Raw genomic sequence first — 22,287 nt, 5'->3', positions numbered from 1 at the left:
AATACCCCCCGGGGTATCACGCCCCATCGCGCCCTATCACGCCCACCAGCGGGCCGAGCAGCCTGCCGGTATGAGCCACCCCCACCCTCAGGCATACCCCCCTGGGTATCCGAGCAGCTAGTTCCGGAGGTATCCGTGTTCTTCTCGCAGTACTACCTCGAGTGCCTGTCCCAGGCGTCGTACATGATCGCTGACGAGACCACCGGCCAGGCCGTGGTCGTGGACCCGCGCCGGGACGTGTCGGAGTACCTCGGCGACGCCGAGGCCCGTGGCTTCACCGTGGTGGGGGTCATCAACACGCACTTCCACGCGGACTTCGTCGCCGGGCACCTGGAGATGGCCTCCCGCACCGGCGCCTGGATCGGCTATGGAGCGCGGGCCAAGACCGAGTACGCGATACGCGAGCTGTCCGAAGGCGACACCATCAGCCTCGGCGAGGTGACGCTGAAGATCATGGAGACCCCGGGGCACACCCCCGAGTCGATCAGCGTGCTCGTGTACGAGCGTGCCGAGGACGCGGTCCCGTACGGGGTGCTGACCGGTGACGCGCTGTTCATCGGCGATGTCGGCCGCCCGGATCTGCTGGCCTCGGCCGGGGTGACCGCCGAGGAGCTGGGCGCGATGCTGCACGACAGTGTGCAGCGCAAGCTGATGGGCCTGCCCGACGAGGTGCGCGTGTTCCCCGCGCACGGCGCCGGCTCCTCCTGCGGCAAGAACCTGTCCACCGAGCGGCAGTCGACGATCGGCGAGCAGCGCGCGACGAACTACGCGTGCGCGCCGATGAGCGAGAAGGACTTCGTCGCGATCGTCACCGCCGGGCAGTCGGCGGCTCCCGGGTACTTCGCCTACGACGCGGACCTCAACCGCCGGGAGCGCGCGCTGTTCGACCCGGCGAGCGCACCGCGGGCACTGGACGCCGCGGACTTCCTGGCCCGCCGTGCCGCGGGCGCAGTGGTCGTCGACGCGCGTGACCCCCAGGAGTTCGCCGCCGGGCATGTGCGCGGGGCGGTCAACGTCCCCGCCGACGGCCGTTTCGCCGAGCAGGCCGGCACCGTGCTGCCGCACGACGCGGAACTGCTGGTCGTGGCGCCCGAGGACCGTGAGGAGGAGATCGTCACGCGGCTCGCCCGGATCGGCTTCGACCGCGCGGCCGGATACCTGGACTCCCCCGACGAGGCCCTGGCCGCCATGGCCGAGGAGGTCGCCCCGGCCGGCCGCCTGACCGCCGCACAGCTGCGCGCCGCACTGGAGGGAGAGAACCCGCCGGTGGTCGTCGACGTCCGCACCTGCGGCGAGCGCGGTGACGCCGGCTTCATCGAGGGCGCCCTGCACATCTCCCTGGGCGAGCTGCCCGGCCGTCTCGAGGAGATTCCCCGCGACCGGCCGCTGGTCCTGCACTGCGCCGGCGGTCACCGCTCGTCCATCGCGGCGAGCCTGCTGCGCCACCACGGCTTCGACGACGTCTCCGATGTCCTGGGCGGCTACACCGCCTGGGCCCTGCTGAACACGCCCCTGCCCGCCTGACCCCGACCCGCACTCCCCTCGCCGACCCGTCCCTCCCGTATCGCTTCCATGGAGCAGTTCTCATGACGACCGACGCCTCGCGCGCCGCAGCTTTCACGCCCGCCGCCCTCCAGCACCTGATCAAGACCGGTGACAGTCCGCGCCTGCTGGACGTGCGCACGCCCGGTGAGTTCCGGACCAGCCACATTCCTGGCGCCTACAACGTCCCCCTGGACACCCTGCGTGAGCACCGTGCGGAGCTGCGCCGACACCTGGACGAGAGCGTGGTGCTCGTCTGCCGCTCCGGCGCCCGCGCCACGCAGGCCGAGCGGGCGCTCGCCGAGGCCGGTCTGCCGAACCTGCGCGTCCTAGACGGTGGCATGACCGCCTGGGAGGCATCCGGCGCCCCGGTCAACCGCGGTGAGCAGCGCTGGGAGCTGGAGCGCCAGGTCCGTCTCATCGCCGGCTCGATCGTGCTGGTCACCGGCGTTGTGGGCTTCTTCGTCCCGGGCGTGCACCTGATCGGCACCGCGGTCGGCGCCGGGCTGACCTTCGCCGCCCTCAGCAACACCTGCGCCATGGGGCTGATGCTCTCCAAACTGCCCTACAACCGCGGCCCGCGCACCGACGTCCGCACCGTGATCGCCTCCTTGCGGAACCAGACGTGATCACGGTCCTCGCCGCCTTCCCCTGACCAGCGGCGACCGGTCGCGGCCGACCCGCCATCCCCGTACGAGCACCGCCGAAAGATCCCGTCATGCCGTGGTTCGTCAGGGCGGCCGGAAGCGGTGGGCCGTCGCTGGACACCCGGTCTTCGGCGCACACGGCGAGGGCGGCTCGGTGGCATGACCGCCGTCGTCCTCGCGCTCGCGGCCGGAGCCGCACCGGTCATGCCCGCGACGGCAACGTGATCTGGCGGACCGGTTTGAGGGGGCGCATCGGACGCCGGCGCGGGCGCGACATGGGCGTGCGCGCGTCTTCCACCGGCGTTAGCGTCGAAGTGACGCCACTGCCGTGCATGTGGGGAGCCCACCATGAATCCCGCCTCGGCCGAGCGCGTACTCACACTGACCATGAACCCGACGATCGACATGTGCTGGGACGTCCCCCGCCTCGCCGACATGGGCAAGAACCGCGCCCGGGTCAGATCCGTCTCCCCCGGAGGCGGGGGCATCAACGTCGCCCGCGGCATCACCCGTCTCGGCGGCGCGGCCACCGCCCTGCACACCTCGGGCCGCGAACTCGGCCGCCGCCTGGACCGGTTGCTGGACGAGGAGGGAATCGACCACGTTCCCATACCGATCGGCGGCGAGACCCGCGAGGCCCTCGTTCTCCTCGAGACCGAGACGCGCCGCAGCCACCACATCGTGCCGCCCGGACCGCGGCTCGACGAGGCCGAGAGCCGGCAATGCCTGGACACGCTGGCCGGGGCACTGAGTGCCGAGCGCTACGTCGTGGCCAGCGGCAGCCTCCCCGGCGGCCTGTCCGAAGACTTCTACGGAGCCGTGGCCCGCAGGGTCAAAGATGCCGGAGCCCGACTGGTTCTGGACACGTCCGGGCCTGCGATGCGCCTGGGCCTGGCCGAGGGAGTCTTCCTCTTCCGCTGCAGTCGCAAGGAAGCCTCCTACCTGCTCGGTCGCGAGGTGCGCACCTTCGACGACGCCCGAGCGGTCAACACGCAGTTGCTCTCCGCGGGCTCCGCCGACATCACGGTCACCACCATCGGTGAGCTCGGCGCGCTCTGTTCGACCCGCGAAGGCCACACCGAGATGCGCGTACCGCCCCTGCCGGCGGCACCGCTCAGCGACGCCGGAGCCGGGGACAGCATGGTCGCGGCGATCGTCACGCGCATGGCCGCGGGTGACGATCCGGTCCGTGCCTGCGCTCTGGGTGTGGCGGTGGCCGCCGCGAGCGTGCTCACTCCGGGTACGCAGCCGTTCGACATGGCCGTCGCGGAGTCTCTCCTCCCCGATGTGAGCCTCACCTTCCGCAGCGATCCACGTCCGAGGGGACTCTGACCGTCAGCGGCAGACTCGACACGTCCGCATCCGGGTTCCGTCCCTGTTCGTGAGCACGCGGATCCACCGCGTTCACAGCAGAGACTTGGGGACCTGGATGGTGTGTACGGGACGCTCGCCCGGGGGGATGGGCATCTCGGGACGCGGGCAGGTCCCGGTCCGGTCACCCCGCACCTTGCCGACCGCCGGCGTATGAGAGCGGCGGTGCGGCGGCGCCTGCCGGCGGACCGCGCGGCCGCGTGTCTTACGGGGCATGGTCACTCCTTTCCGGCCGAAGGACTGCGGAGCTCGTTCTCGGCCCGCGCCACGTGGCGTCTGACAGTCGCGAAACTGTCGGGTGCGACGGAGATCGAGTCGAGGCCCGCCGCGACGAGGACGGCCGTGAACGCAGCATCGAGCGGCTCGCCGGGCGTGCGGCAGAAGGAGGCATCACGAGCACGTTCGTCAGTCCCATGTCGCCGCGTACCCGGTTCAGCGTGCGGCATTCGAGAGCCAAGCCTTCCGGTGCCCGCCGTCGCTTTAGTGGTCCAGGTGCAGGTCACCCCAGACGGCTCGAAGATCACGTCGGCGCGCCCTCGAGCGGCCGGACGGCGTGGACGGCCAGGGGCGTCGCGGCCCCGGACTTCACGATGCCCAGGATGCTGCGGAAGGTGGGCTGAGTGTCACGTGCCCCGTCCGTCCTCGCCGGTGTCCGGGCCGCAGTCGCGCCGGGGCCTGCCGGACCAGACGGGTTCCACTTCCTCCCACTCCCGTTCCCAGGCGGCGAGCAGGTGTCGCTCCGTACGCCGACGCGCCAGACGCAGACAGCCCAGCATGGTCAGCCCGGCGGTCGCCGTCACCAACGCCCCGCCGGAGAGGGCTCCCAGCGCACGCCCCGCGACCGTACCCGGAGGCTGCGCAGGTGCACCCGTGTCGTCGACCCAGAGCGGCACCGTCGCACCTTTGCCCGTTCCGAGCGGGACATCGATCTTCCCGGCGCGGGGCACCCCCGCGGGCTGCTCCCATCGCGCGGGGACGACCGAGCGCGGTTGCACGCCGTAGCGGGAACCGGGTTCGGGCAGGGTCCCGGCCGCCGCGGTCGTGACGGCGGTGACGTGATGCAGATGCGCGGCACGTTGGCTCTGGGCCTGTCCGTCGGCCCGCCACAGCGCGACCGCGGCCACGACTCCGCACACCAGCGCGATCATCAGCACCCGGAGGCGGAGGGCGCGTCCCTGGGTTTCCTCCGTGGGCAGGGCGGGCTCGGCGCCCGGGACCTCGATTCGTGACATGCCGCGCCTCCCGATGTGGGGTCAGCTGGCGAACGCGGACGGTCAGGTCCAGGCCGTCCCCTGCCGCCTCCCGGTCCCCGGCCCTCAGGAATGTGCCCACGGCCGCGCATGTCGCGGCACAGTGGCGCCGCCGCCGGCCCGCACAGCCTCCACCACCGCCTGGTGCAGATCCCGGCTGTCCTCCTGAGACGGGCACGGCACCGGGCTGCCGGTCAGGGTGTGCCAGTCGGAGGTGCCCGTGTACTGGATCTTGACCTCGGCCTGGGTGCCGTCCCAGGTGGTCCGCACACTCAGGTCGCCGCTGACGATCCCGGCCTCGTCGGTGCGGGCACCTCCCTGCCCGGTGAAAACGCCTCTCGTCGTCCAAGATGTCTGGTCCATGACGCCATCGGCCTCGCTTCCTGAATGCCGTACCGCCAGGTTCCGCTCCTGTGTCGCGGCGGAACCCGCCTCCTCGCTGCTCCTGTCCTCATCCTGACCTGGGCGCCTGCTGCGGGGCGCGTGCCATCCGGCCCATGGTCGGGAGGCCGGACGGCCCCGGCCGGAGCGAGACCGGGCAGGGCAGGCTCTCATTCGGCCTCGGAACCCCCGGCGCCGGCAGGGCGGGCGGGTGCCATGTGGGCGGTGAACCAGTCACGGGCCAGACCGGTGACCTGGTCCAGAGCACCGGGCTCCTCGAAGAGGTGCGTCGCGCCGGGGACGACCGCGAGCGCGCTCTCACAGCGCATGCGTGCCCGCGCCTCCCGGTTGAGGGCGAGAACGTGCCGGTCGTGTCCCCCGACGATCAGCAGCGTGGGTGCCTTCACGTCCGCCAGGCGTGGCCCGGCCAGGTCGGGCCTGCCGCCCCGCGAGACGACCGCGGCCACCCGGGCGCCGGGCTCGGCGGCCGCCCACAGTGCGGCACCCGCACCGGTGCTGGCGCCGAAGTACCCGACGGGGCGTCCTTCGGCCTCGGGTTGCCGGCGCAGCCAGTCGGTCGCTCCCGCTAGCCGCCGGGAGAGCAGACCGGTGTCGAAGACGTTGGCCCGGTCGGCCTCCTCCTCGTCGGTCAGGAGGTCGAACAGCAGGGTGCCCATCCCCGCGGTGTTGAGTCCGGCCGCGACGAGCCGATTGCGCGGACTGCGCCGGCCGCTGCCGCTCCCGTGCGCGAACATGACGATCCCGCTCGCGCCCGAGGGCACCGTCAACCGGCCGCGCAGCAGCACGGATCCAGCGTGCACGTCCGTCTCCCGGTCCGCCGGGCCGGCAGGACGCGGATCGCTCGCCGCGGCATCGGTCCTCTGCTCCCCCGCGTCCGCCAGACACGCGACCACCTCCTCGTCCTCCGTCTGGGAGAAGTCGTCGTAGAACTGCCCGACCGCATCGAAGTCCCGCGGGGCGTACAGGCAGACGTAGTCGTCGGCGTCCTCACCCAGCCGAGCCGTCCAGTCGCGCGGTGCCACAGGAACCGCCAGAACGATCCGCGCCGCCCCTCCGGCACGGGCGATCCGGCACGCCGCACGCGCCGTCGACCCCGTGGCCACCCCGTCGTCGACCACCAGCACGGTACGGCCGTCCACGGACACCGGTGGGCGCCCGCCCCGGTAGCGCCGGGCCCGCCGCTCCAGCACCTGCCTCTCGCGCGCCTCGACCCGGTCCAGCTCGTCGGCAGTGACCCGCGCGCCACGCACCACCTGCTCGTTGATCACGCGGACGCCACCCTCGCCGATCGCCCCCATGCCCAGCTCCGGCTGGAACGGCACCCCCAGTTTGCGGACCAGGCAGACGTCGAGCGGCGCGCCCAGCGCGCGGGCGACCTCGGCGGCCACCGGAACCCCGCCACGTGGCAGCCCCAGCACCAGCACGTCGGCGCCCTGCAGATGTCCCAGCCGGGCGGCCAGCTGCCGGCCGGCGTCACGACGATTTATGAAGAACACGATCCGGCCTCCTCCCGTGAGCAGGCCCACGGGGAACGGAGATGTCCCCACCTCCATCCTCGCTCCATCGACGGAACGCACGCCTCCGCCCCGGCACCTCCACCCCGCCCGGTCACGAGGCACTAGGCTTCCGGCCGCACACGTGCAGGGGGCACGGAGGGGGCGGACATGGTTCAGTTGGAGAAGAGGCCGGAGCGGGCCGGACCCACGTACCGGCGCAGCGTGTGGACCACGCTCACGGGCTGGGGCATGCTGGTCAGCGCCATGGGCGCGGTGGGCTGTGCGCTGTGGGGCGTCAGCCCGTATCCGCCGCTGGTCGTCGAGGCGGTTCTGACCGCGCTGAGCATGGCCTTCGCCGTCGCCTGGATCGTGGTGTCCCGCCGCGCCCCGCGCCGCGCCGGGTTGCCGCCGACCGGCGGACGCGTGCCGGTGTGGCTGGTCGCCTGGCTGGTGCCGCTCGCCACGCTGGTCTGCTTCGACCTCGGGTTCATGGTGTCGCCGGAGTACGGGCGGGAGACCGCGCGCCTGGAGGCGGCGCGATTCGAGCGCTACACCGTCCCGATCGCGCGGCTCGCCGGAAAACCGGTCCGCGGAGACTACGCGTCCGACGAGCCCGTGTACTTCGAGACCGACCTCGTCCTGCGCCTCTCGTACGACAACGGTCCACGCGAGGTGACCGTGCCGAGCATGTACACCCGCTACCACCCGCCGAAGGCCGGCGCGAGCATCGACGTGTACTACGCGCCCGGCGACCCACGCCCCGACTCGCCGGTACTGGAGGACGGCCGCCGCTGGGGCACGGGGGTGATCGGCACCCGGCTCCTCATCCTCACGATCTTCCCCGTCCTGTTCGCCGGGGCGCTCCTGACGGGTGTCCTCTCCCACGAATTGCCGAGCGCGGCACGCCGCTACAGCCCATCCGTGCACCTGCCCGCCTTCGGCATCCTCGTCCTCGGCCTGCTCCTCCTGCTGCCGACCGCCCTGGGTTGGGGAACCGGCACCGCGACCCACACGGCGGCCTTTCTGGCCTGCGTGACGCCGGGTGCCGCGCTGGCGTGGGTGTGCCGCTCCGCCTGACCCACGCGCCGGCCGATCCCCTGCATGACCGTCACCTCTACTGCTTGACGGGTCATCAGCGGAGGAAATCGGTTGCGGTGCGACACCCGCTCACCCTGGTAGAGCGATCATCTTGAAGCGTCCGGACTGTCGACGCGAACGCGCTCGGCGAACGCTGAAGGGCGCGACCGCTACCCGCTGTTGTGGCATTCCGCGATCCGGCGGGTCGCTACACTCCCCTTGATCATTTGTGTGCTCGGGGGAACAGGTGAACACGGTGGAGACGGTCCGCGCGGGTGTGGACGTGGCCGGGGCGTTGGCGGGCCGGGAGGCCGGGGCGCAGGACCGGTTCCTGGAGGAGCACTCGGCTGTGGTGGCCGATGCCATGGCGGACGGGTTCACCCGGCGATGTCCGGACCTGGCGGCGAAGCCTGGTTTCGCGCGGTGGCAGGTCGTGGCCCTGGGGGTCGCCGTCACCGCCGTCGTGGGCTTGGTGCTGTTCGTACCGCTGCTCGCCCTCGCGCTGTTGACCGTAGTGGTGACGGTCTACAGCCTGCTGCAGGCCGTGGTCGCGGCGGCCGGTCTGCTGCACCGCAGGCCCGGGGCGGCCGCGGCGGACCCGCCGGTCCCCGACGCCGAACTGCCGTCCTACACCGTGCTGGTGCCCGCCTACCGGGAGGCGGAAGTGATCGGCGGTCTGGTCCGGCACCTGGCCGCGCTGGACTACCCGCCGGACCGGCTGGAGGTGCTGATCCTGGTGGAACGGCACGACCCCGACACCCGTGCGGCCGTCCTCGCGGCGGATCCTCCGCCGTTCGTCCGCATCGTCCAGTTGCCGCCCGGTCCCCCGCAGACCAAACCCCGCTCGGTGAACCTCGGCCTCATGCTGGCCCGCGGCGAACTCCTGGTGATCTTCGATGCCGAGGACCGGCCCGACCCCGCCCAACTGCGGCGCGTGGCAGCGCGGTTCGCGGCCCGTGGTGAGCGGACGGCCTGCGTCCAGGCACAACTCCTGTTCCGCAACGCCACCGGGAACTGGCTGACCAGGCAGTTCGCGATGGAGTACGCCCTGCGCTTCGGCCTCGCCCTGCCCGGCCTTGAGCGGCTACGGCTGCCGATCCCGCTCGGCGGCACCAGCAACCACTTCCGCACCGCCACCCTGCGCGCGCTGGGCGGCTGGGACGCGTGGAACGTCACCGAGGACGCCGACCTCGGCATGCGCTGCGCCGCGATGGGCTACCGCACGGAGACCATCGAGTCGGTCACCTGGGAGGAGGCCCTCGACACGGTCGGCCCGTACGTGCGCCAGCGCACCCGCTGGTACAAGGGTTTTCTGGTCACGACCATGGTCCACACCCGCCACCCGGGCCGCACCCTCCGCAGGTTCGGCCCGACCGGGGTCCTCGTACTGCTCGGCATCGTCGCCGCAGCGCCGGTGACCGCTCTGCTCCAACCCGTGCTGGGCGCCCTCACGGTGCTCGCCCTCACCTGTCCGGTGTGGTCCTCGACCGGTGCCGGGCTGGTGTTGCCGGCCGTGGCCGCCCAGGTCGCCTCGATCGTGGCGTGGATCGTCATCACCTTCGTCGCCGCCCGGCGGGCGGGACTGGCGGCGCCCTGGCACGCCGTGTTCAGCCCCCTCGTCACGTTCCTGTGGTCGGTCGCCGCGTGGCGGGCCGCCCACCAGGTGGCGTTCTCCCCGTTCAGCTGGGAGAAGACCCCGCACCGGCCGACCACGGACTGAGAGCGTCCGGCGGACGGCGGGAAGCGTCAGTCTGCCCCTCGGCCGTCACGGTTCGGGCGCCTCCGGCCTCCCCCGATGTCGTCCTGTGGTTGTTGCGAGATGGCCGTGACGGCGGCGGACAGGAGGCCGGCCAGGTCGTCGACGACGGGGTGGGACGCGCGTGGGCGGGTGACGGCGAGGACCTCGCGTTCGGGGCGGTCGGGTGCGGGGATGCCTTCGACGCGGGTGAGGGGCCGGGCCGGGTCGTGCCAACCGTGGACGACGGAGGCCGGTACGAGCCCGACGGCCAGACCTTGGGCGATCAGTGCGAGTGCGGTGTGGTAGTCGTCCGTCTCGTACCGCACGGCTGGTTCGAGGCCGGTGCGGTGGGCCCAGCGCTGGAGCAGGCGCCGGTCGGGAGTGCCCAGGTGTCCGGCGGCCCAGTCGGCTTCGCGGCAGTCGTCGAGCGTGGCGATGCCGGTGCCGCGTGCGGCCATGAGCCACAGCGGTTCTCTGCCGAGTTCGCGGATCTGCAGGTCGGTGGCGCTGGGCGGGTCTTCGGGGAGATAGCGGTAGGCGAGCAGGAGATCGACCTCTCCGGTCCGCAGGCCGCGGAGACCGTGCACCGGCTCGGTCTCGGTGACGTGCAGCACGACATCCGGATGGGCCCCGCGCAGTTCGGCCAGCGCGGTGGGGAGCAGGCGTCCGGCCGCGGTCGCGTACACGCCGATGCTCACCTCCGGCGCCCCGGTCCGTGCGATGTCGTCGGCCAGGCGCTGGAAGTCCGCGGTGGCGGCCAGGACGTGGGCGGCCGCGTCGGCGAGGGCCCGCCCGGAGGCGGTCGGGGTCACGCCGCCGCCCGGGCGGCGCGAGAGCAGCTCGGCCCCCACCTGCTGCTCCAGCCGGGCGATGTGCTGCGACACCGCCGAGGGGACATAGCCCAGTGCGGCCGCCGCGGTGCTCATCGACCCGTGCCGCATCACCGCGAGCAGGGTCCGCAACAGCCGGGGGTCGACGCCGTTCATGATTCGTGAAAGCTCACTTTCTTGATCGTCGCTTCCCATGATGCCCGGCGCGGGTGAGGCTGTGCCCATGGACAAGAGCACGCAGCAGGACGTACGGGTGCCGGTCGCGGTGGTGACCGGTGTGACACAGGGCATCGGCCGTAGGGTCGCCGAGGTGCTGGCCCGCGAGGGGTACGCGCTGATACTGGCCGATCTGAAGGAGCCGGTGGAGACGCTGGCGGCGGTGCGCGCCACGGGCGCGGAGGCGTACGCCGTGGTCGGCGACGTGGCCTCGGAGACCTATGTGGCCGGGCTCGCCGAGCAAGTACAGGAGCGCTTCGGCGGGGTCGACGTACTGGTCAACAACGCGGGTGTCTCGCTGCTCACCCCGGCCGAGGACACCACCGCCGAACAGTGGCGACGCGTCCTGGAGGTCAACCTCACCGGCCCCTTCCTCCTGTCGCGGGCCCTGGGGAAGCTCATGCTCGAAGCGGGCGGCGGATCCATCGTCAACATCGCCTCGATCGCCGGACTGCACGGGGTCGGGGACCGGGCCGCGTACAACGCGAGCAAGCACGGCCTGATCGGTCTGACCCGGACCCTGGCCGCGGAGTGGGGCGGCCGCGGGGTGCGTGTCAACGCCGTGTGCCCTGGCTGGGTCAAGACCGAGATGGACGCCGCGGACCAGGCGTCCGGCGGCTACACCGACGAGGACATCGTCGACCGGGTCCCGATGGCGCGGTTCGCCGCACCCGAGGACATCGCCCAGGCCGTCGCCTTCCTGTCGGACCCGGCACGCAGCGGCTTCGTCAACGGCGTGGCCATGCCGGTGGACGGGGGCTGGACGGCCGACGCGAGCTGGAACTCCCTCCGGAAGCGCAAGCGCTGACGGGACACGGATGCGGGCCCGCCGGCAGCGAGCGCTGTCGGCCCCGCAGGCGTCATCAGATTCCGAACCCGGAGCTTCCGGACTCGGCTGCTACGTCGGCCGGAGCGCGGACGCGAGCCGCACGCGCAGTTCCCGGCGTACGTCGTCCGGCAGCTCGCCGCGGCCACTGGCCCACGCGACGAGGGTGTCCGCGACCAGGCGCAGCTTCCTGTTCCGGTTCATCGACACCTCCCGCAGCACGTCCCAGGCCACCGCGGGCTCGACCCTCCCCACGGCGACGATCACACCGATCGCCTGATCGACAGCCTCGTGCGCGCCGACCGCGGCCCGCAGATGCTCGCACTCCCGGCGCAACGCCTCCGTCTCGTCACGCTCGTCGAGGGGCGAGGTGGGCGGTGACGACATGGAATGCCTCCAAGCGGCGGGGTGACGGGCTACTCCACAGTCACCCCACTGCCAGGGAGACGCAAACGCCTGATCCACACGGAGCAAGGACACCCATCGGTGTCGTCCCCGAGCCGCTGGCGTGGGTTCCCGGCCATGGAGACCAACACACAGCCCGGAGCCACCACGACGCGGATGCCGTCGTGACCGGCGACCACCACGCCGCCCGCCCCTGACCGCGCGCACGCCTTCCGGCGTACGGACGTCAGGAGACTCAGTGGGCCGCCGCCTGCCGGACCATTCGGACATTGGGCAGCCTTCCCCGCCAGAGCTCTCGCTCGCCCGTGATCTTGAAGCCGTGACGCTGATAGAAGCGGACCGCGCCGGCGTTGTAGTCCGTGACCCACAGGCCTATGGGTACGTCTCCTGCCCAGGCGAGGAACTCGCTCATCAAGCGGCCGCCCAGTCCCCTCCCCTGCACCTGGTTCAGCAAGTACATGGGCCCCAGGGACACCTGCTCGCCTCGCCGGCCGCACAGGACGCCGACGGTCTCGCCGCCCGAGCGGACCACGCGGCAGAACAGCAGGTCCGGTCGCTGGTTCGCCGCCTCGATGAACTCTCGCCAACGAGTGGTGCCGTCCGCGGTGGCTGACGAGCCGCGGTGCTCGCGGATCCAGTCCTCGTCGATCCCCGCCTCCGGGTGGGGGTACGTCTCCAGCCAGGCTCGCAGCAGTAGCGGCCCCAGCGACTCGGCATCGTTCCGGCAGGCGGCGTCGATCACATAGGTCATGGCCACGATCCTCGTCGATCATCCGTCACGATCAGGTCGCTCGGCGGCAGATCCGCCGACTGGGGCGCGGTGGTTCCCCGTGGTCGTCCGCGCCCGTCCCGCAGCTCGTCGAACCAGGGCTCACTCCTGGTCGACGGCGTGGGAGAGTGATCACCCAGGCATGCCGGCCGGTTGCGGATCGGCCGGTGACGAGAGCGAGGAGCGGGCCATGACCCTTGAGCGACCGACGATCGAAACCCCCCAGGGGCAGCCGTCCCCCAACCTGCACATCGAGGACGTCGTCGTCGGCGACGGGGCCGAGGCCACCAAGGGGTCGACGGTGTCCGTCCAGTACGTGGGGGTGTCCCACTCCACCGGCGAGGAGTTCGACGCCTCGTGGAACCGGGGCCAGGCCTTCGAGTTCACTCTCGGTGGCAAGCAGGTCATCACCGGCTGGGACATGGGAGTGCGCGGCATGAAGGTCGGTGGCCGCCGGAAGCTGGTCATCCCACCGCACCTGGCCTACGGCGACCGCTCGCCGTCTCCGGCCATCAAGCCGGGCGAGACCCTGATCTTCGTGATCGACCTTCTCGCGGTCAGCTGACACTTCGCCCGCCGCGCCCGCGAGGGTGCGGCGGGCGCGTTCCCGGCGCGCGTCAGGCAAGTCGCTTGTCGGGGGCGGAGGTGGGGGTGGAGGTGGAGGCGCCGTCGGACGCGGCGGGGGTTCTCGGTCCGTCGTCGTCGCGGCCGGTGGTCTTCGGGTGTGCCGTGCGGCGGTACATCCTGGTGACCGCCACGCACTGCAGAGCCATGGATGCCGCCATGGCCGCGCAGATGCCGGGCAGCCCTGCCCCCGACAGGCCGTACGCGAGCGCCAGTTGAAGCAGCACACCGCAGGTGGTGATGCGGGCCAAGGCGGGGCTGCCGCCGCTGCCTTCGAACACTCCGCCCAGTGCGATGAAGCACGCGAGCAGGATCAGGTACGGCCCCAGGGACCGCAGGTAGAGCGTGCCGGCCTCGGCCACCGCGCCCTCGCTGCCGAAGGCCCGCATGACCCACGGTCCGGCGACGAGCAGCGCCAGTGCGGCCGTGAGTCCCAGTGATCCACCGATGAGCAGCGCCTGCCGTCCGATGGCGCGTCGTTCGTCGCGACCTGTGCCGAGCAGGTGGGAGGTGCGGATGGCGGCGGCTTGGCGTACGGAGTAGAAGGCCATGGTCGCTACGTACATGGCCTTGGTGGCGATGCCGTAGGCGGCGACTTCGGTGACGCCGATCCGGGCGACGATGGCCACGAGGGCGAGGGCTCCTGTCATCCGCACGACGAAATCGGCGGACATGGGCAGCCCGGTGGCAGCGACTCTTCGGGCGTCGGAGACGAGTGTTCCGGTCCGCCCTGACTCTGCGGCGGCCACCTGTCGCAGGACGGCGTTGCGGCGGAGCGCGACGATTCCGCAGGCGAGTGCGGCCGTCCGGCCGAGCACCGTGGCGATCGCGGCCCCGCGGACGCCGAGGTCGAACCCGAGGATGAGCAAGGGGTCCAGCGCGAGAATCAGCCCGTTCGCGAGCAGGGCGAGTCTCATGGGGGTACGGGTGTCGCCCGCGCCCTTGAGGATGCCGTCGATGACGTTGGTCGCGTAGAACACCGCGATTCCCGGCAGCGCGATCGAGAAGTAGCCGACGGCGAGAGGGAGCGAGCTGTCGTCGCCGCCGAGTACGAGTCGGGCGAGCGGCTCGCGGCACAGGAACCCGCCCACGGCCACGACGGGCGTGACGACCGCCCACAGTGTCCAGCCGCCGCGCACGGCGGAGCGCAACGCGGCCGGATCCTCCGCGCCCCTGGCCCGTGCGACCAGCACGGTCATCCCCGACCCTGCGACGAGGATGACGCCGAGGAGCAGGTTCTCCAGGTTGGTGGCGACGGCCACCGCGGCGACGGACCCGGCGCCGAGCATCGCCACCCAGATCATGTTGATGATCCCGGCGGTGACGCCCGCGAGCAGTTCGAAGTAGACCGGATACGCCAGCGACACGAGCTTGCGCCGGTGCTCGGTTGCCCCCATGACCTTGCCCCCTCTTTTCGCTGTACCTCGATTCGAGGCACAGCGAAAAGAGGTAGCATGCTCGCACGGAACGGGCAAGTGTCCGGCTACGAGCAGGAAAGGGGTTCGGCCGCGTGCTGGAGCTGTCGATTCTGGGCTTCCTCTACGAGGAGCCCTTGCACGGTTACGAGTTGAAGGCGCGCATCCAGGGCCTCAGCGGGCACATTCGCCCGGTCAGTGACGGCGCGCTCTATCCGGCCATCACCCGGCTGGTGAAGGCGGGGCTGGTCGAGCAGCGCACCGAGCCCGGAAGCGGCGCGGCGCCCCGGCGGATCCTCTCCCTCACCGAGGCGGGCCGCGCCGACCTCCAGGCCCGGCTCCGGAACCCGAAGGAAGTCGAGATCACCGACGGGCAGCGCTTCTTCACCCTGCTCTCGTTCCTCCGACACCTCCCCGACCGCGCGGAACAGGCCGCGGTGCTGCGCCGCCGGCAGGACTTCCTCGACACCCCGGCGAGCTTCTTCTACCGCGACGGCGAGCCGGTGCGCGCCGAAGAGGCGCCGGACCTCTTCCGGCAGGGCATGCTGCGCATCGCCCGCGCCACGGGCGCCGAGGAGAAGCAGTGGCTGACCGAGGCGATCGCTTCACTGGAGGGCTGACGCCGGCCGGGCGCCATGCCGGCGGTACGGGCGCTCCCCTCGCTCACACTCGGCGCGGGGAGCGCCGCCGCGGCCGCGGACTCAACCCGCGTACTGGGCCAGGACCTTGAGGTAGTCGTACGGCTGCTGGGTCACCCCGCTGCACGAGTCTGCGTCGGAGCCGGAACCGCACGGCCGGTCGCGGTTGACGGACCAGTAGGTGAGGCGGCCGATGTGGTGCTGCTGCGCGTAGGCGAGCATCGTCTGGAAGTCGCTGACCCGGACGAGTTCACCGGCGTCGTCGGTCGTGCCGTTCATCGACGAGAGGCCGATGTGCGCGTAGGTGACCGAGTCGCTGTACCCGTACGCCGACTTGACCTGCGCCTTGAGGCCTTCCATGGCCTGGACGGTGAGGGTGCCCATGTTGGTGGTGCCGCCGCCGAAGTCGAACGGCATGATGCACCAGACGTCGTTCGCCAGGCCGGAGGCGGCGCCGCGCTTGATCATGTCTGTGCCGGTCGAGTCCGGTCCACTGCTCGTCGTGCCGAACGTGATGACGGTCTTGAGGCCCGCGTTGTTCGCCTTCACGATCTTCAGGGCGTCGATGACGCGCTGGCGCACGGTGGCGCTCGCCCACTCGGTGTTCTCGATGTCGATGTCGAGGGCCTTGAGGCCGTAGGCGTCGATGACCTTCTGGTAAGCGCCCGCGAGCGCCGAAGCGCTGGTGCACTTCTCGCCGAGCTTGGCGCCGCTCCAGCCGCCGACGGAGACCATCACGTCACCTCCGGCCGCGCGGATCGCGTTGATCTTCGACTGGTCGCTGCCGCCGGTCAGCGGGCGTGAGCCGTCCCAGGCCGGGTTGCAGGTGCCGTCGGAGAGGATGAAGGCGAGGGTGAACCACTTGACGCCGGTCGCGGCCATCACCTGGGTCGGGTCCTGCGGGCTGCCCCAGCCGAGGTACTCGTAAGGGGCGACGGCCATGCCCGGCGTGACGGCCGGAGCCGAACCCGCGGTCAGCTTGTCGAGGTTGGGGCCTCCGTTCGCGGTGACGGCGGTGGCGCGCACGGTGTCGGTGCCGGCTTTCAGGGAGACGTTCACGGTCTTGGTGGCCCAGGTGTCCCAGCCGCCCGTGGCGGGGAACGAGACGTTCGAGGCGACGACGGCGCCGTTGACGGAGATGTCCATCGGGCGGTCGGTCGTCGTGCCATTGGCGTAGCGGAAGGCGAGCGAGGAGCTGCCCGCGCTTGCCGCGTCGACCGTGAACTGCACGTACGAGCCTGAGACGTTGGTGTAGTCGACGAACCCGGTGCCGGTGTACCCGGTGTGGTTCGTGGCCACCGTGCCCTGCGAGATCGTCGCGTCCTCGGCCTGGTGGTCCGTCGCGGTCGCCGCGGCGCGGGAGGGCGGCGAGGCGACGAACTGCAGGGAGAGGAGACACAGAAGCAGGGCGCACAGCGCGGCGAGCGGAGTGGCGCCGCGGGGGCGGCCCTGAGGGATGGAGATGTGCACGGTATCGACCTCCGGAGGAAGGGAGTTGGGGGGTGCGAGGTGCGTGCGCGGACGAGCGGGGCGACGGCGCCCGCGAAGGACAGGAAAGGTTCCTGACAGTCGCGGGACACACGTCGCCCCGGGTGCGCCCGACCCGGGAGGGGTCCGGGTTCAGACGAGCTGGTAGCCGAGGAAGTCCTTGAAGCGGATGTACGTGTCCTGGAGCGAGCCCGAGGTGTCGCCGAGCGACCGGTAGATGCCCCACTTGGGCCGGACCCGGTCGTCGAGGAAGGTGTCGACTCCGGTCAGCGACTTGTCGATGATCGCGTTCGTGCCGTCGCTGAGGATCCAGCGGACCGTGCCGGAGGTGCCGTCACCGACCTTGATCCGGAAGTCCACCTTGGTCCAGGTGTCATGGAGCGGGTCGAGCGACGTACGGCCCACGAGGGTCCCTGAGATGGGCAGCACCAGTTCGATCGTCTGGGCGCCGCTCACCCGGCGCAGCGACTGCACCACGATCGGGGAGGTGCCGGTGCCCGGCTGCTTCATCTGCATGATGTGCGTGAAGGACGTCGTGGCCTTGAGCGAGCTCGGGATGTACATCCAGTACGTGACCCGCCAGGTCTGCCCGGGCAGCCACTGGAGATAGCTGCCGGCGGACGTGCGGTTGCCGGTGACCTCCTGGCGCTGACGGTCGGTGGACGTGTCCCGGTCCACCATGTGCATGTTGAAGCGGTAGGTGTTGTCCTCGACGTAGATGTGCGGCTGCCCCTCGGGGTGCGAGTCGGCGCGGTCGTCCTCGACCGTCTCGAACGCGCCGAGCCCGTCGTCGTAGGGAGACGGGTTCCACTTCAGCACCCAGGAGGAGGCCGAGGCGGGAGCGGCCGGCAGGCCGACGGCGGCTGCCGCGGCCCCGCCGAGTGCGGCGCCGAGCAGTGTTCTGCGGGACGTACCCATCGGTCAGTCCTTTCGTGGTGACGATGGTGACGTTGGCGGTGATGCGGTGCCGGCGATGACGGCGGGGTTCATATACATGACCTGTGTTCACCAGCCTGCAACAGAGTCCCGGCGTGACGAGCCACGGTCAATGGTCTGGACCGAAAGCATCAGACCAGTTTTCGCCAACGTTCTCGCGGCCCGGCGCGACGCACCGAGGCCGCTCGGCACAGGACCGCGCCCCGGCGCCCAAGTGGGGCGCCGGCTCGGACTCATAGACTGTCGGCGTGCCCAACAACCAGCGACGTATCACCTTGCGCGACATCGCGAAGGACACCGGACTCTCCCCCGCCGCGGTGTCCTACGCCCTGCGCGGCCTGCAGGTGCCGCCGGAGACCCAGCGGCGGGTGCGCGAGGCGGCGGACCGGCTCGGCTACCAGGTCGACCCGATCGCCAGGGCGCTGGCCTCCGGCCGGACCGACACCGTCGGAGTGCTGTGCGAGTCGCTGACCGACGCGTGGCAGCAGGGACTGGCGGTCACCCTCGGCCGCAGACTGCTGGCGACCGGCCGGCACGCCCTGATCGTCGACGCCTGCAACGACCCACAGCTGGAGGCCCAGTTGGCCTCGCATCTGGCGGCCCAGCGGGTGGACGCGCTGATCGTGCTGCCCGTCGACCCGGCCGCCGACCACTGGAAGCAGGTGGCCCGGCAGACGGCTCTGATCTCCATCGGTGACGGCCTCCCCGGGGTCACCACGTCGGCCGAGGTCGTCTTCGACAACGAACTCGGGGTCACCGACGCGCTCAGCCGGCTGGCCTCCGCGGGCCACCGCACGATCGGAGTCGTGACGCCACGCCTGGCGAGCACCCCCGACCGGCCGGCCGAGAGCATGGTCCACCGGGTGGCGGGCGAGCTGGGCCTGACGCTGACCGTGCACACCTCGCCGTACGACCTCGAGGGCGCAACCGCCGTGGCACGCACGGCGCTTACGGATCCGGACCGCCCGACGGCGTTCCTGTGTTTCGGCGATTCCATGGCCTACGGCGTCTATGCCGCCGCCCGGGATCTCGGCCTGACGGTGCCGGACGACGTGTCCGTGCTGGGCTACGACGACCAGCCCCTGTCCCGGTTGCTGACCCCGCCGCTGTCCAGCTACCGCTGGCCCGTGGACGAGTTGCTGGACCTCATCGTCGAACGCACCGTGAAGGCCGTCGAAGAGGGCAAGCGCAGCCGGCGCAAGGTGCTGGCGCCGACCGTGCAGTGGCGCGGCTCGGTCGCGGGTCCGCGCAACGGGGCCGGCACCGGCTGAATCCGGCCCCGGCTCGGGCTCGGTCGGACGTCGACTCGTGCCTTCGCCGGGGCCGGGGCGGGTTCACGGTGACGCGACGGGCACCGCGGGCCCGGCCCCGATCGGCAGGCCCAGATCCGCCGAGCGCAGGAGCGCCGCCGCGGCGTGGACGTCCGCGGTCGGTTTGCGGTCGGCGAGGTCGGGGTCGAGGACGGCCGCGGCCGCTTCGTGGAAGCGCGACAGCTCACCGTCCCCGGGCGGGATCCGCTCCAGCATCCGCAGGGCGCGCACCGCCCCGACGAGTTCGCAGGCCAGGACGAGACCGAACTGGTCCACCGCTTCGGTCAGTCGGCGCGCGGCGGTGGCGGCGAAGCTGGCGTGCTCCTCGACCCCCCGGGAGACGACGGCATGACCGAGTGTCACCGGCTGGGCGGTGCCCCGCAGTTCGGCCAGAGCGCTGTGCGCGGCGATCTCGGTGATCATCAGGCCGCTGCTCCCGTTCTCCGCCTGGGCCAGGAAGGGGGGCAGGCCGGTGAAGGCGGGTTCGTTGAGCGCGCCCTGCCGGGCGGTGGTGAGCTGCGCGGTGCCCAGTAGCGCCAGCCGCATGTGGTCCAGGGCCAGGGCCAGGGGCGCCTGGTGGAACCCTCCGTGGTGGTAGTAGTCCTCGCCGTCCAGGAGCGGGTTCTCGGCGCTGGCGTTGAGCTCCACCGTGAGGACGCCGTCGAGCGCGGTCCAGGCGTCCATGGCGGCGCCGTGGACCTGGGGCAGGCAGCGGAATCCGAACGGGTCCTGGACCAGCGACGGGCTCCAGTCGGCGCGGTCGAGCAGCTCGGTCATACGGGCGGCGGCCCGCTGCGCGCCGGGGTGCGGCCGGCGGGCGTGGACGGCGGCGGCGTACGGCTCCAGGGAGCCGTGCACGGCGGTGAGCGACAGGGCCGCGACCAGCGGCAGGCGGTCCAACAAGGTACGCAGGTCGGTGGCGGCGAGCGCCGCCTGACCGATGGTCAGCGCGCTGCTGGACAGCAGCGGCAGCGCGTCCCAGGAGCTCAGGGTGAGCGGGCGGGGTGGGGCGCCGAGGCCGGTGCCCGGCTGCCAGGGCTGCTCGCCGACGAGGGTGAGTCCGAGTTCGGCCAGCGCGGTCAGATCGGCGGTGCCCAGCGAGCCGAGTGCGTGGATCTCGGGGACGTGGCCGTGGGTGAGGGCGTGTGCGAGTGCGTCGACGACGCTTGTGTCGATGGCGGATCCGGCGCCCAGGAGCTGGTTGAGGCGCACCGCGAGCATGGCCCGGGCCTGCTCGACGGGGACGACGGGGCCGATGCCACCGGCGTGGCTGCGCAGCAGTCGCAGGCCGAACTCCCGCGTGGCGTCCTCGTCGAGCGCGGTGGTGCGGTTGGCGCCGACGCCGGTGGAATGGCCGTAGACCGGGCGCCTCGTGCTGGCCCTGACGGCTGCCGGGCGCGCCGCGCTCACGCGCGCCCTGGCCCGCGGGTCCAGGTGGACGGGGCGCCGGGTGCGGGCCAGGGCGGTCACCTGGCTCGCGGTCAGGGAGGCGCCGTCGAAGCAGACGGCGTCGGGGTGTGCGGAGGTCATCAGTGGTGCAGGCCTTCCGTGGTCACCAGGTTCCGGGTCTCGGGTGCCCAGGCGACGCTGGCCAGGGTGCCGAGGAGCAGGACGCCCGCCAGCCAGGCCATCGACCAGCCGACGCCGAGCCGGTCGAGGCTGATCGGCAGGATGAACGTGCCGACCGCGGAGGCGACCCGGCTCGCTCCGTTGAGGAAGCCGACACCGGCGCCGCGCAGCGCGGTCGGGAACAGCTCGGGCGGGTAGACCTGCGTGATGTTGGACGCTGCCGCCATCACGAACGTGTAGATGACGAAGGGCACCATGAGCACGAGGCCGGAGTGGTCGTTGAGCGCGGCCATCGCCGCGAGGCAGACGGTCAGGACGACGAAGGTCCAGACGGTGAAGGGCCTGCGGCCCATGCGCTGCACCGGCCACAGTCCCACCACGCCGCCGAGCAGGAGGAACAGGTTGAGGACCGTGTTCTGCGCGTCCGCGTCCGCGACGTGGAGCGAGGCGAGGATCGTCGACATGAAGGTGTAGATCGCGAAGTACGGCAGGACCTGCGCGCTGTAGAAGATCACGCCGAACCAGGTGTTGCGACGCTGTCCCGGGGCGAACAGTTCGCTGTAGCTCGGGGTGACCTCGGGCGCGGGCGGCGTGTCCTGGGCGGTGCGGGGTTCGGGTTCCTCCCCGAGGTAGCGGCGGCGGATCTCGTCGGCTTCGGCGACCCGGCCCCGGCTCGCGAGCCAGCTCGGCGACTCGGGGGTGCCGATCCGCAGGAACAGGACGAGCGCGGCCGGGAGTGCACCCGCGGCCAGCAGCAGATGCGCGGAGGTGTCGCTGAGGGAGATGTAGGTGCCGAGGATGTTCGCCAGCACGTAGCCGACGGTCCACAGGACGGTGAGTGACCCGAGCAGCAGACCGCGCAGGCGCCGGGGCGAGAACTCGGAGAGGAGCGTCGGGCCCACGGCGTAGTCGGCGCCGAGGCCGAAGCCGATCAGCAGGCGCAGCGCGAACAGGCTCCACGGATCGTCTGCCCAGAGCTGTGCGGCGGAGGCGACCGTGATCAGGACGAAGTTGTACAGATAGAGCTTCTGGCGTCCGATGGCGTCGGCCACGCGGCCGAGGATCACGCTGCCGAAGAAGAGCCCGATCAGCGCGGAGGAGCCGAGCAGGCCCTGCCATACGCCGTTCAGGTGCATCGAGGTCGACAGGGTCGGCAGGACGGCCCCGATCACCCCGAGCGCGAAGCCGTCGGAGAAGTTCGCACCGAACGTAGTGGCGGTCACTCGCAGGTGGAACCTGGTCAGACGTTCCTTGGGACTGCCGGGCACCGCTCTCGTCCGGACGGTTGCTTCGGTCGTCATGAAGGCGCCTCCCGGCACAGGGTGGGTGGGCCCGCGGCCGCCGTACGACGCCGGCCGGTGGGGGGCGGCCGCCGATCGCGTGGCACCACGATGCGCGATGGTTCGGGTCAGAAGGTGCGGGCCGAAGAGGGTGCTCCGGTCTGCGGACGGCCACCGTCGCGGGGCTGTCCGCGAGGTGGCGCACTTACTGATGCGGTTCAGTGAAGCGCTTAAACGGAGGGTGGTCAAGAGTGAGAGCGCGTGTGAACCGGTCCGTCCCGGGATGCCCCTCCCGGACGAATGCGCCGGTCACCGAGCCTCCGCGGCCCGGGCCCCGGCGGACCAGGGGGGAGGGCGGCCGGTGGCGGGCGGGGGGGCGAGGGGGGCGGGGTTTGCGCAGGCCGCCCGGCGGAGGGCGCCGGGCTACGGTCGCCGGACTGGGGTCGGCCGCCGTGCGG

The 22,287-nt window shown here is 71.8% G+C and carries 20 protein-coding genes; 9 read left to right on the top strand and 11 right to left on the bottom strand.

The genetic code is table 11. From position 1 onward, the window contains the following. The first annotated feature begins 135 nt into the window (after positions 1-135). The 3 genes from ACFW9D_RS04260 to ACFW9D_RS04250 all read left to right on the top strand — a co-directional run bounded on the left by ACFW9D_RS04260 (position 136) and on the right by ACFW9D_RS04250 (position 3,521). Positions 136-1,524, top strand: a complete 1,389-nt coding sequence (locus ACFW9D_RS04260) for a rhodanese-like domain-containing protein (RefSeq protein WP_384617567.1) — start codon at positions 136-138, stop codon at positions 1,522-1,524. 62 nt (positions 1,525-1,586) lie between these two features. Further along, the gene (locus tag ACFW9D_RS04255; protein ID WP_384617564.1) at positions 1,587-2,171 is read left to right on the top strand and encodes a rhodanese-like domain-containing protein; all 585 of its coding nucleotides are present in this window, start codon (positions 1,587-1,589) and stop codon (positions 2,169-2,171) included. Between the two features lie 366 nt (positions 2,172-2,537). After that, a complete protein-coding gene (locus ACFW9D_RS04250) occupies positions 2,538-3,521 on the top strand; it encodes a 1-phosphofructokinase family hexose kinase (protein ID WP_384617561.1) in 984 nt (327 codons plus the stop codon). Positions 3,522-4,183: 662 nt separating this feature from the next. On the opposite strand, the gene ACFW9D_RS04245 is transcribed toward ACFW9D_RS04250, so the two are convergent. The 3 genes from ACFW9D_RS04245 to ACFW9D_RS04235 form a co-directional block, all read right to left on the bottom strand. Next, positions 4,184-4,792, bottom strand: a complete 609-nt coding sequence (locus ACFW9D_RS04245) for a hypothetical protein (RefSeq protein ID WP_384617558.1) — start codon at positions 4,790-4,792, stop codon at positions 4,184-4,186. 84 nt (positions 4,793-4,876) lie between these two features. Next, a complete protein-coding gene (locus ACFW9D_RS04240) occupies positions 4,877-5,173 on the bottom strand; it encodes a hypothetical protein (protein ID WP_384617555.1) in 297 nt (98 codons plus the stop codon). A gap of 188 nt (positions 5,174-5,361) precedes the next feature. Further along, on the bottom strand, positions 5,362-6,708 hold the full coding sequence (locus tag ACFW9D_RS04235) for a phosphoribosyltransferase family protein (protein ID WP_384617552.1): 1,347 nt from the start codon (positions 6,706-6,708) through the stop codon (positions 5,362-5,364). 168 nt (positions 6,709-6,876) lie between these two features. On the opposite strand from ACFW9D_RS04235, the gene ACFW9D_RS04230 reads away from it, so the two are divergent. Both ACFW9D_RS04230 and ACFW9D_RS04225 read left to right on the top strand, forming a co-directional pair. Continuing rightward, entirely contained in the window at positions 6,877-7,785 is a 909-nt protein-coding gene (locus ACFW9D_RS04230) for a hypothetical protein (RefSeq protein ID WP_384617549.1), read from the top strand. A 256-nt stretch (positions 7,786-8,041) separates the two neighbouring features. Further along, on the top strand, positions 8,042-9,505 hold the full coding sequence (locus ACFW9D_RS04225) for a glycosyltransferase (protein ID WP_384617546.1): 1,464 nt from the start codon (positions 8,042-8,044) through the stop codon (positions 9,503-9,505). A 26-nt stretch (positions 9,506-9,531) separates the two neighbouring features. Here ACFW9D_RS04225 and ACFW9D_RS04220 read toward each other — a convergent pair whose 3' ends face one another. Next, positions 9,532-10,509, bottom strand: coding sequence for a LysR family transcriptional regulator (locus ACFW9D_RS04220; protein WP_384617542.1), 978 nt, complete (start codon positions 10,507-10,509; stop codon positions 9,532-9,534). Positions 10,510-10,576: 67 nt separating this feature from the next. Here ACFW9D_RS04220 and ACFW9D_RS04215 point away from each other — a divergent pair, with 67 nt between their 5' ends. After that, positions 10,577-11,377: an SDR family NAD(P)-dependent oxidoreductase gene (locus ACFW9D_RS04215; protein ID WP_384617539.1), complete on the top strand. Its 801-nt coding sequence runs from the start codon at positions 10,577-10,579 to the stop codon at positions 11,375-11,377. A gap of 90 nt (positions 11,378-11,467) precedes the next feature. Here ACFW9D_RS04215 and ACFW9D_RS04210 read toward each other — a convergent pair whose 3' ends face one another. After that, positions 11,468-11,782 carry an ANTAR domain-containing protein gene (locus tag ACFW9D_RS04210; protein ID WP_384617536.1) on the bottom strand — a complete coding sequence of 105 codons (315 nt, stop codon included), beginning with the start codon at positions 11,780-11,782 and terminating at the stop codon, positions 11,468-11,470. Positions 11,783-12,035: 253 nt separating this feature from the next. Then, the gene (locus ACFW9D_RS04205; protein ID WP_384617533.1) at positions 12,036-12,551 is read right to left on the bottom strand and encodes a GNAT family N-acetyltransferase; all 516 of its coding nucleotides are present in this window, start codon (positions 12,549-12,551) and stop codon (positions 12,036-12,038) included. A gap of 208 nt (positions 12,552-12,759) precedes the next feature. On the opposite strand from ACFW9D_RS04205, the gene ACFW9D_RS04200 reads away from it, so the two are divergent. Then, the gene (locus ACFW9D_RS04200) at positions 12,760-13,134 is read left to right on the top strand and encodes an FKBP-type peptidyl-prolyl cis-trans isomerase (protein WP_188335083.1); all 375 of its coding nucleotides are present in this window, start codon (positions 12,760-12,762) and stop codon (positions 13,132-13,134) included. 52 nt (positions 13,135-13,186) lie between these two features. Here ACFW9D_RS04200 and ACFW9D_RS04195 read toward each other — a convergent pair whose 3' ends face one another. Beyond that, complete coding sequence (locus ACFW9D_RS04195; protein WP_384617529.1) at positions 13,187-14,590, bottom strand: MATE family efflux transporter; 1,404 nt, start codon at positions 14,588-14,590, stop codon at positions 13,187-13,189. Between the two features lie 113 nt (positions 14,591-14,703). Between ACFW9D_RS04195 and ACFW9D_RS04190 the strand changes: the two genes are divergently transcribed. Further along, positions 14,704-15,228 carry a PadR family transcriptional regulator gene (locus ACFW9D_RS04190; RefSeq protein ID WP_384617526.1) on the top strand — a complete coding sequence of 175 codons (525 nt, stop codon included), beginning with the start codon at positions 14,704-14,706 and terminating at the stop codon, positions 15,226-15,228. Between the two features lie 81 nt (positions 15,229-15,309). Here the strand turns inward: ACFW9D_RS04190 and ACFW9D_RS04185 are convergent, their stop codons facing one another. After that, entirely contained in the window at positions 15,310-16,716 is a 1,407-nt protein-coding gene (locus tag ACFW9D_RS04185) for a carbohydrate-binding protein (protein WP_384617523.1), read from the bottom strand. A 150-nt stretch (positions 16,717-16,866) separates the two neighbouring features. After that, positions 16,867-17,652 carry a Tat pathway signal sequence domain protein gene (locus ACFW9D_RS04180; protein WP_384617520.1) on the bottom strand — a complete coding sequence of 262 codons (786 nt, stop codon included), beginning with the start codon at positions 17,650-17,652 and terminating at the stop codon, positions 16,867-16,869. Between the two features lie 266 nt (positions 17,653-17,918). On the opposite strand from ACFW9D_RS04180, the gene ACFW9D_RS04175 reads away from it, so the two are divergent. Then, complete coding sequence (locus ACFW9D_RS04175) at positions 17,919-18,941, top strand: LacI family DNA-binding transcriptional regulator (protein ID WP_384617518.1); 1,023 nt, start codon at positions 17,919-17,921, stop codon at positions 18,939-18,941. Positions 18,942-19,004: 63 nt separating this feature from the next. On the opposite strand, the gene ACFW9D_RS04170 is transcribed toward ACFW9D_RS04175, so the two are convergent. Beyond that, positions 19,005-20,510 carry an aromatic amino acid ammonia-lyase gene (locus tag ACFW9D_RS04170; RefSeq protein WP_384617515.1) on the bottom strand — a complete coding sequence of 502 codons (1,506 nt, stop codon included), beginning with the start codon at positions 20,508-20,510 and terminating at the stop codon, positions 19,005-19,007. Further along, positions 20,510-21,850: an MFS transporter gene (locus ACFW9D_RS04165; RefSeq protein WP_384617512.1), complete on the bottom strand. Its 1,341-nt coding sequence runs from the start codon at positions 21,848-21,850 to the stop codon at positions 20,510-20,512. The genes ACFW9D_RS04170 and ACFW9D_RS04165 overlap by 1 nt, the downstream gene beginning before the upstream one ends. Positions 21,851-22,287 lie beyond the last annotated feature (437 nt).

Origin of the sequence: Streptomyces sp. NPDC059524 (assembly GCF_042749255.1) — a bacterium.
GTDB classification, from domain to species: domain Bacteria; phylum Actinomycetota; class Actinomycetes; order Streptomycetales; family Streptomycetaceae; genus Streptomyces; species Streptomyces xanthii.
This window is presented reverse-complemented; position numbering and strand designations above follow the sequence as displayed.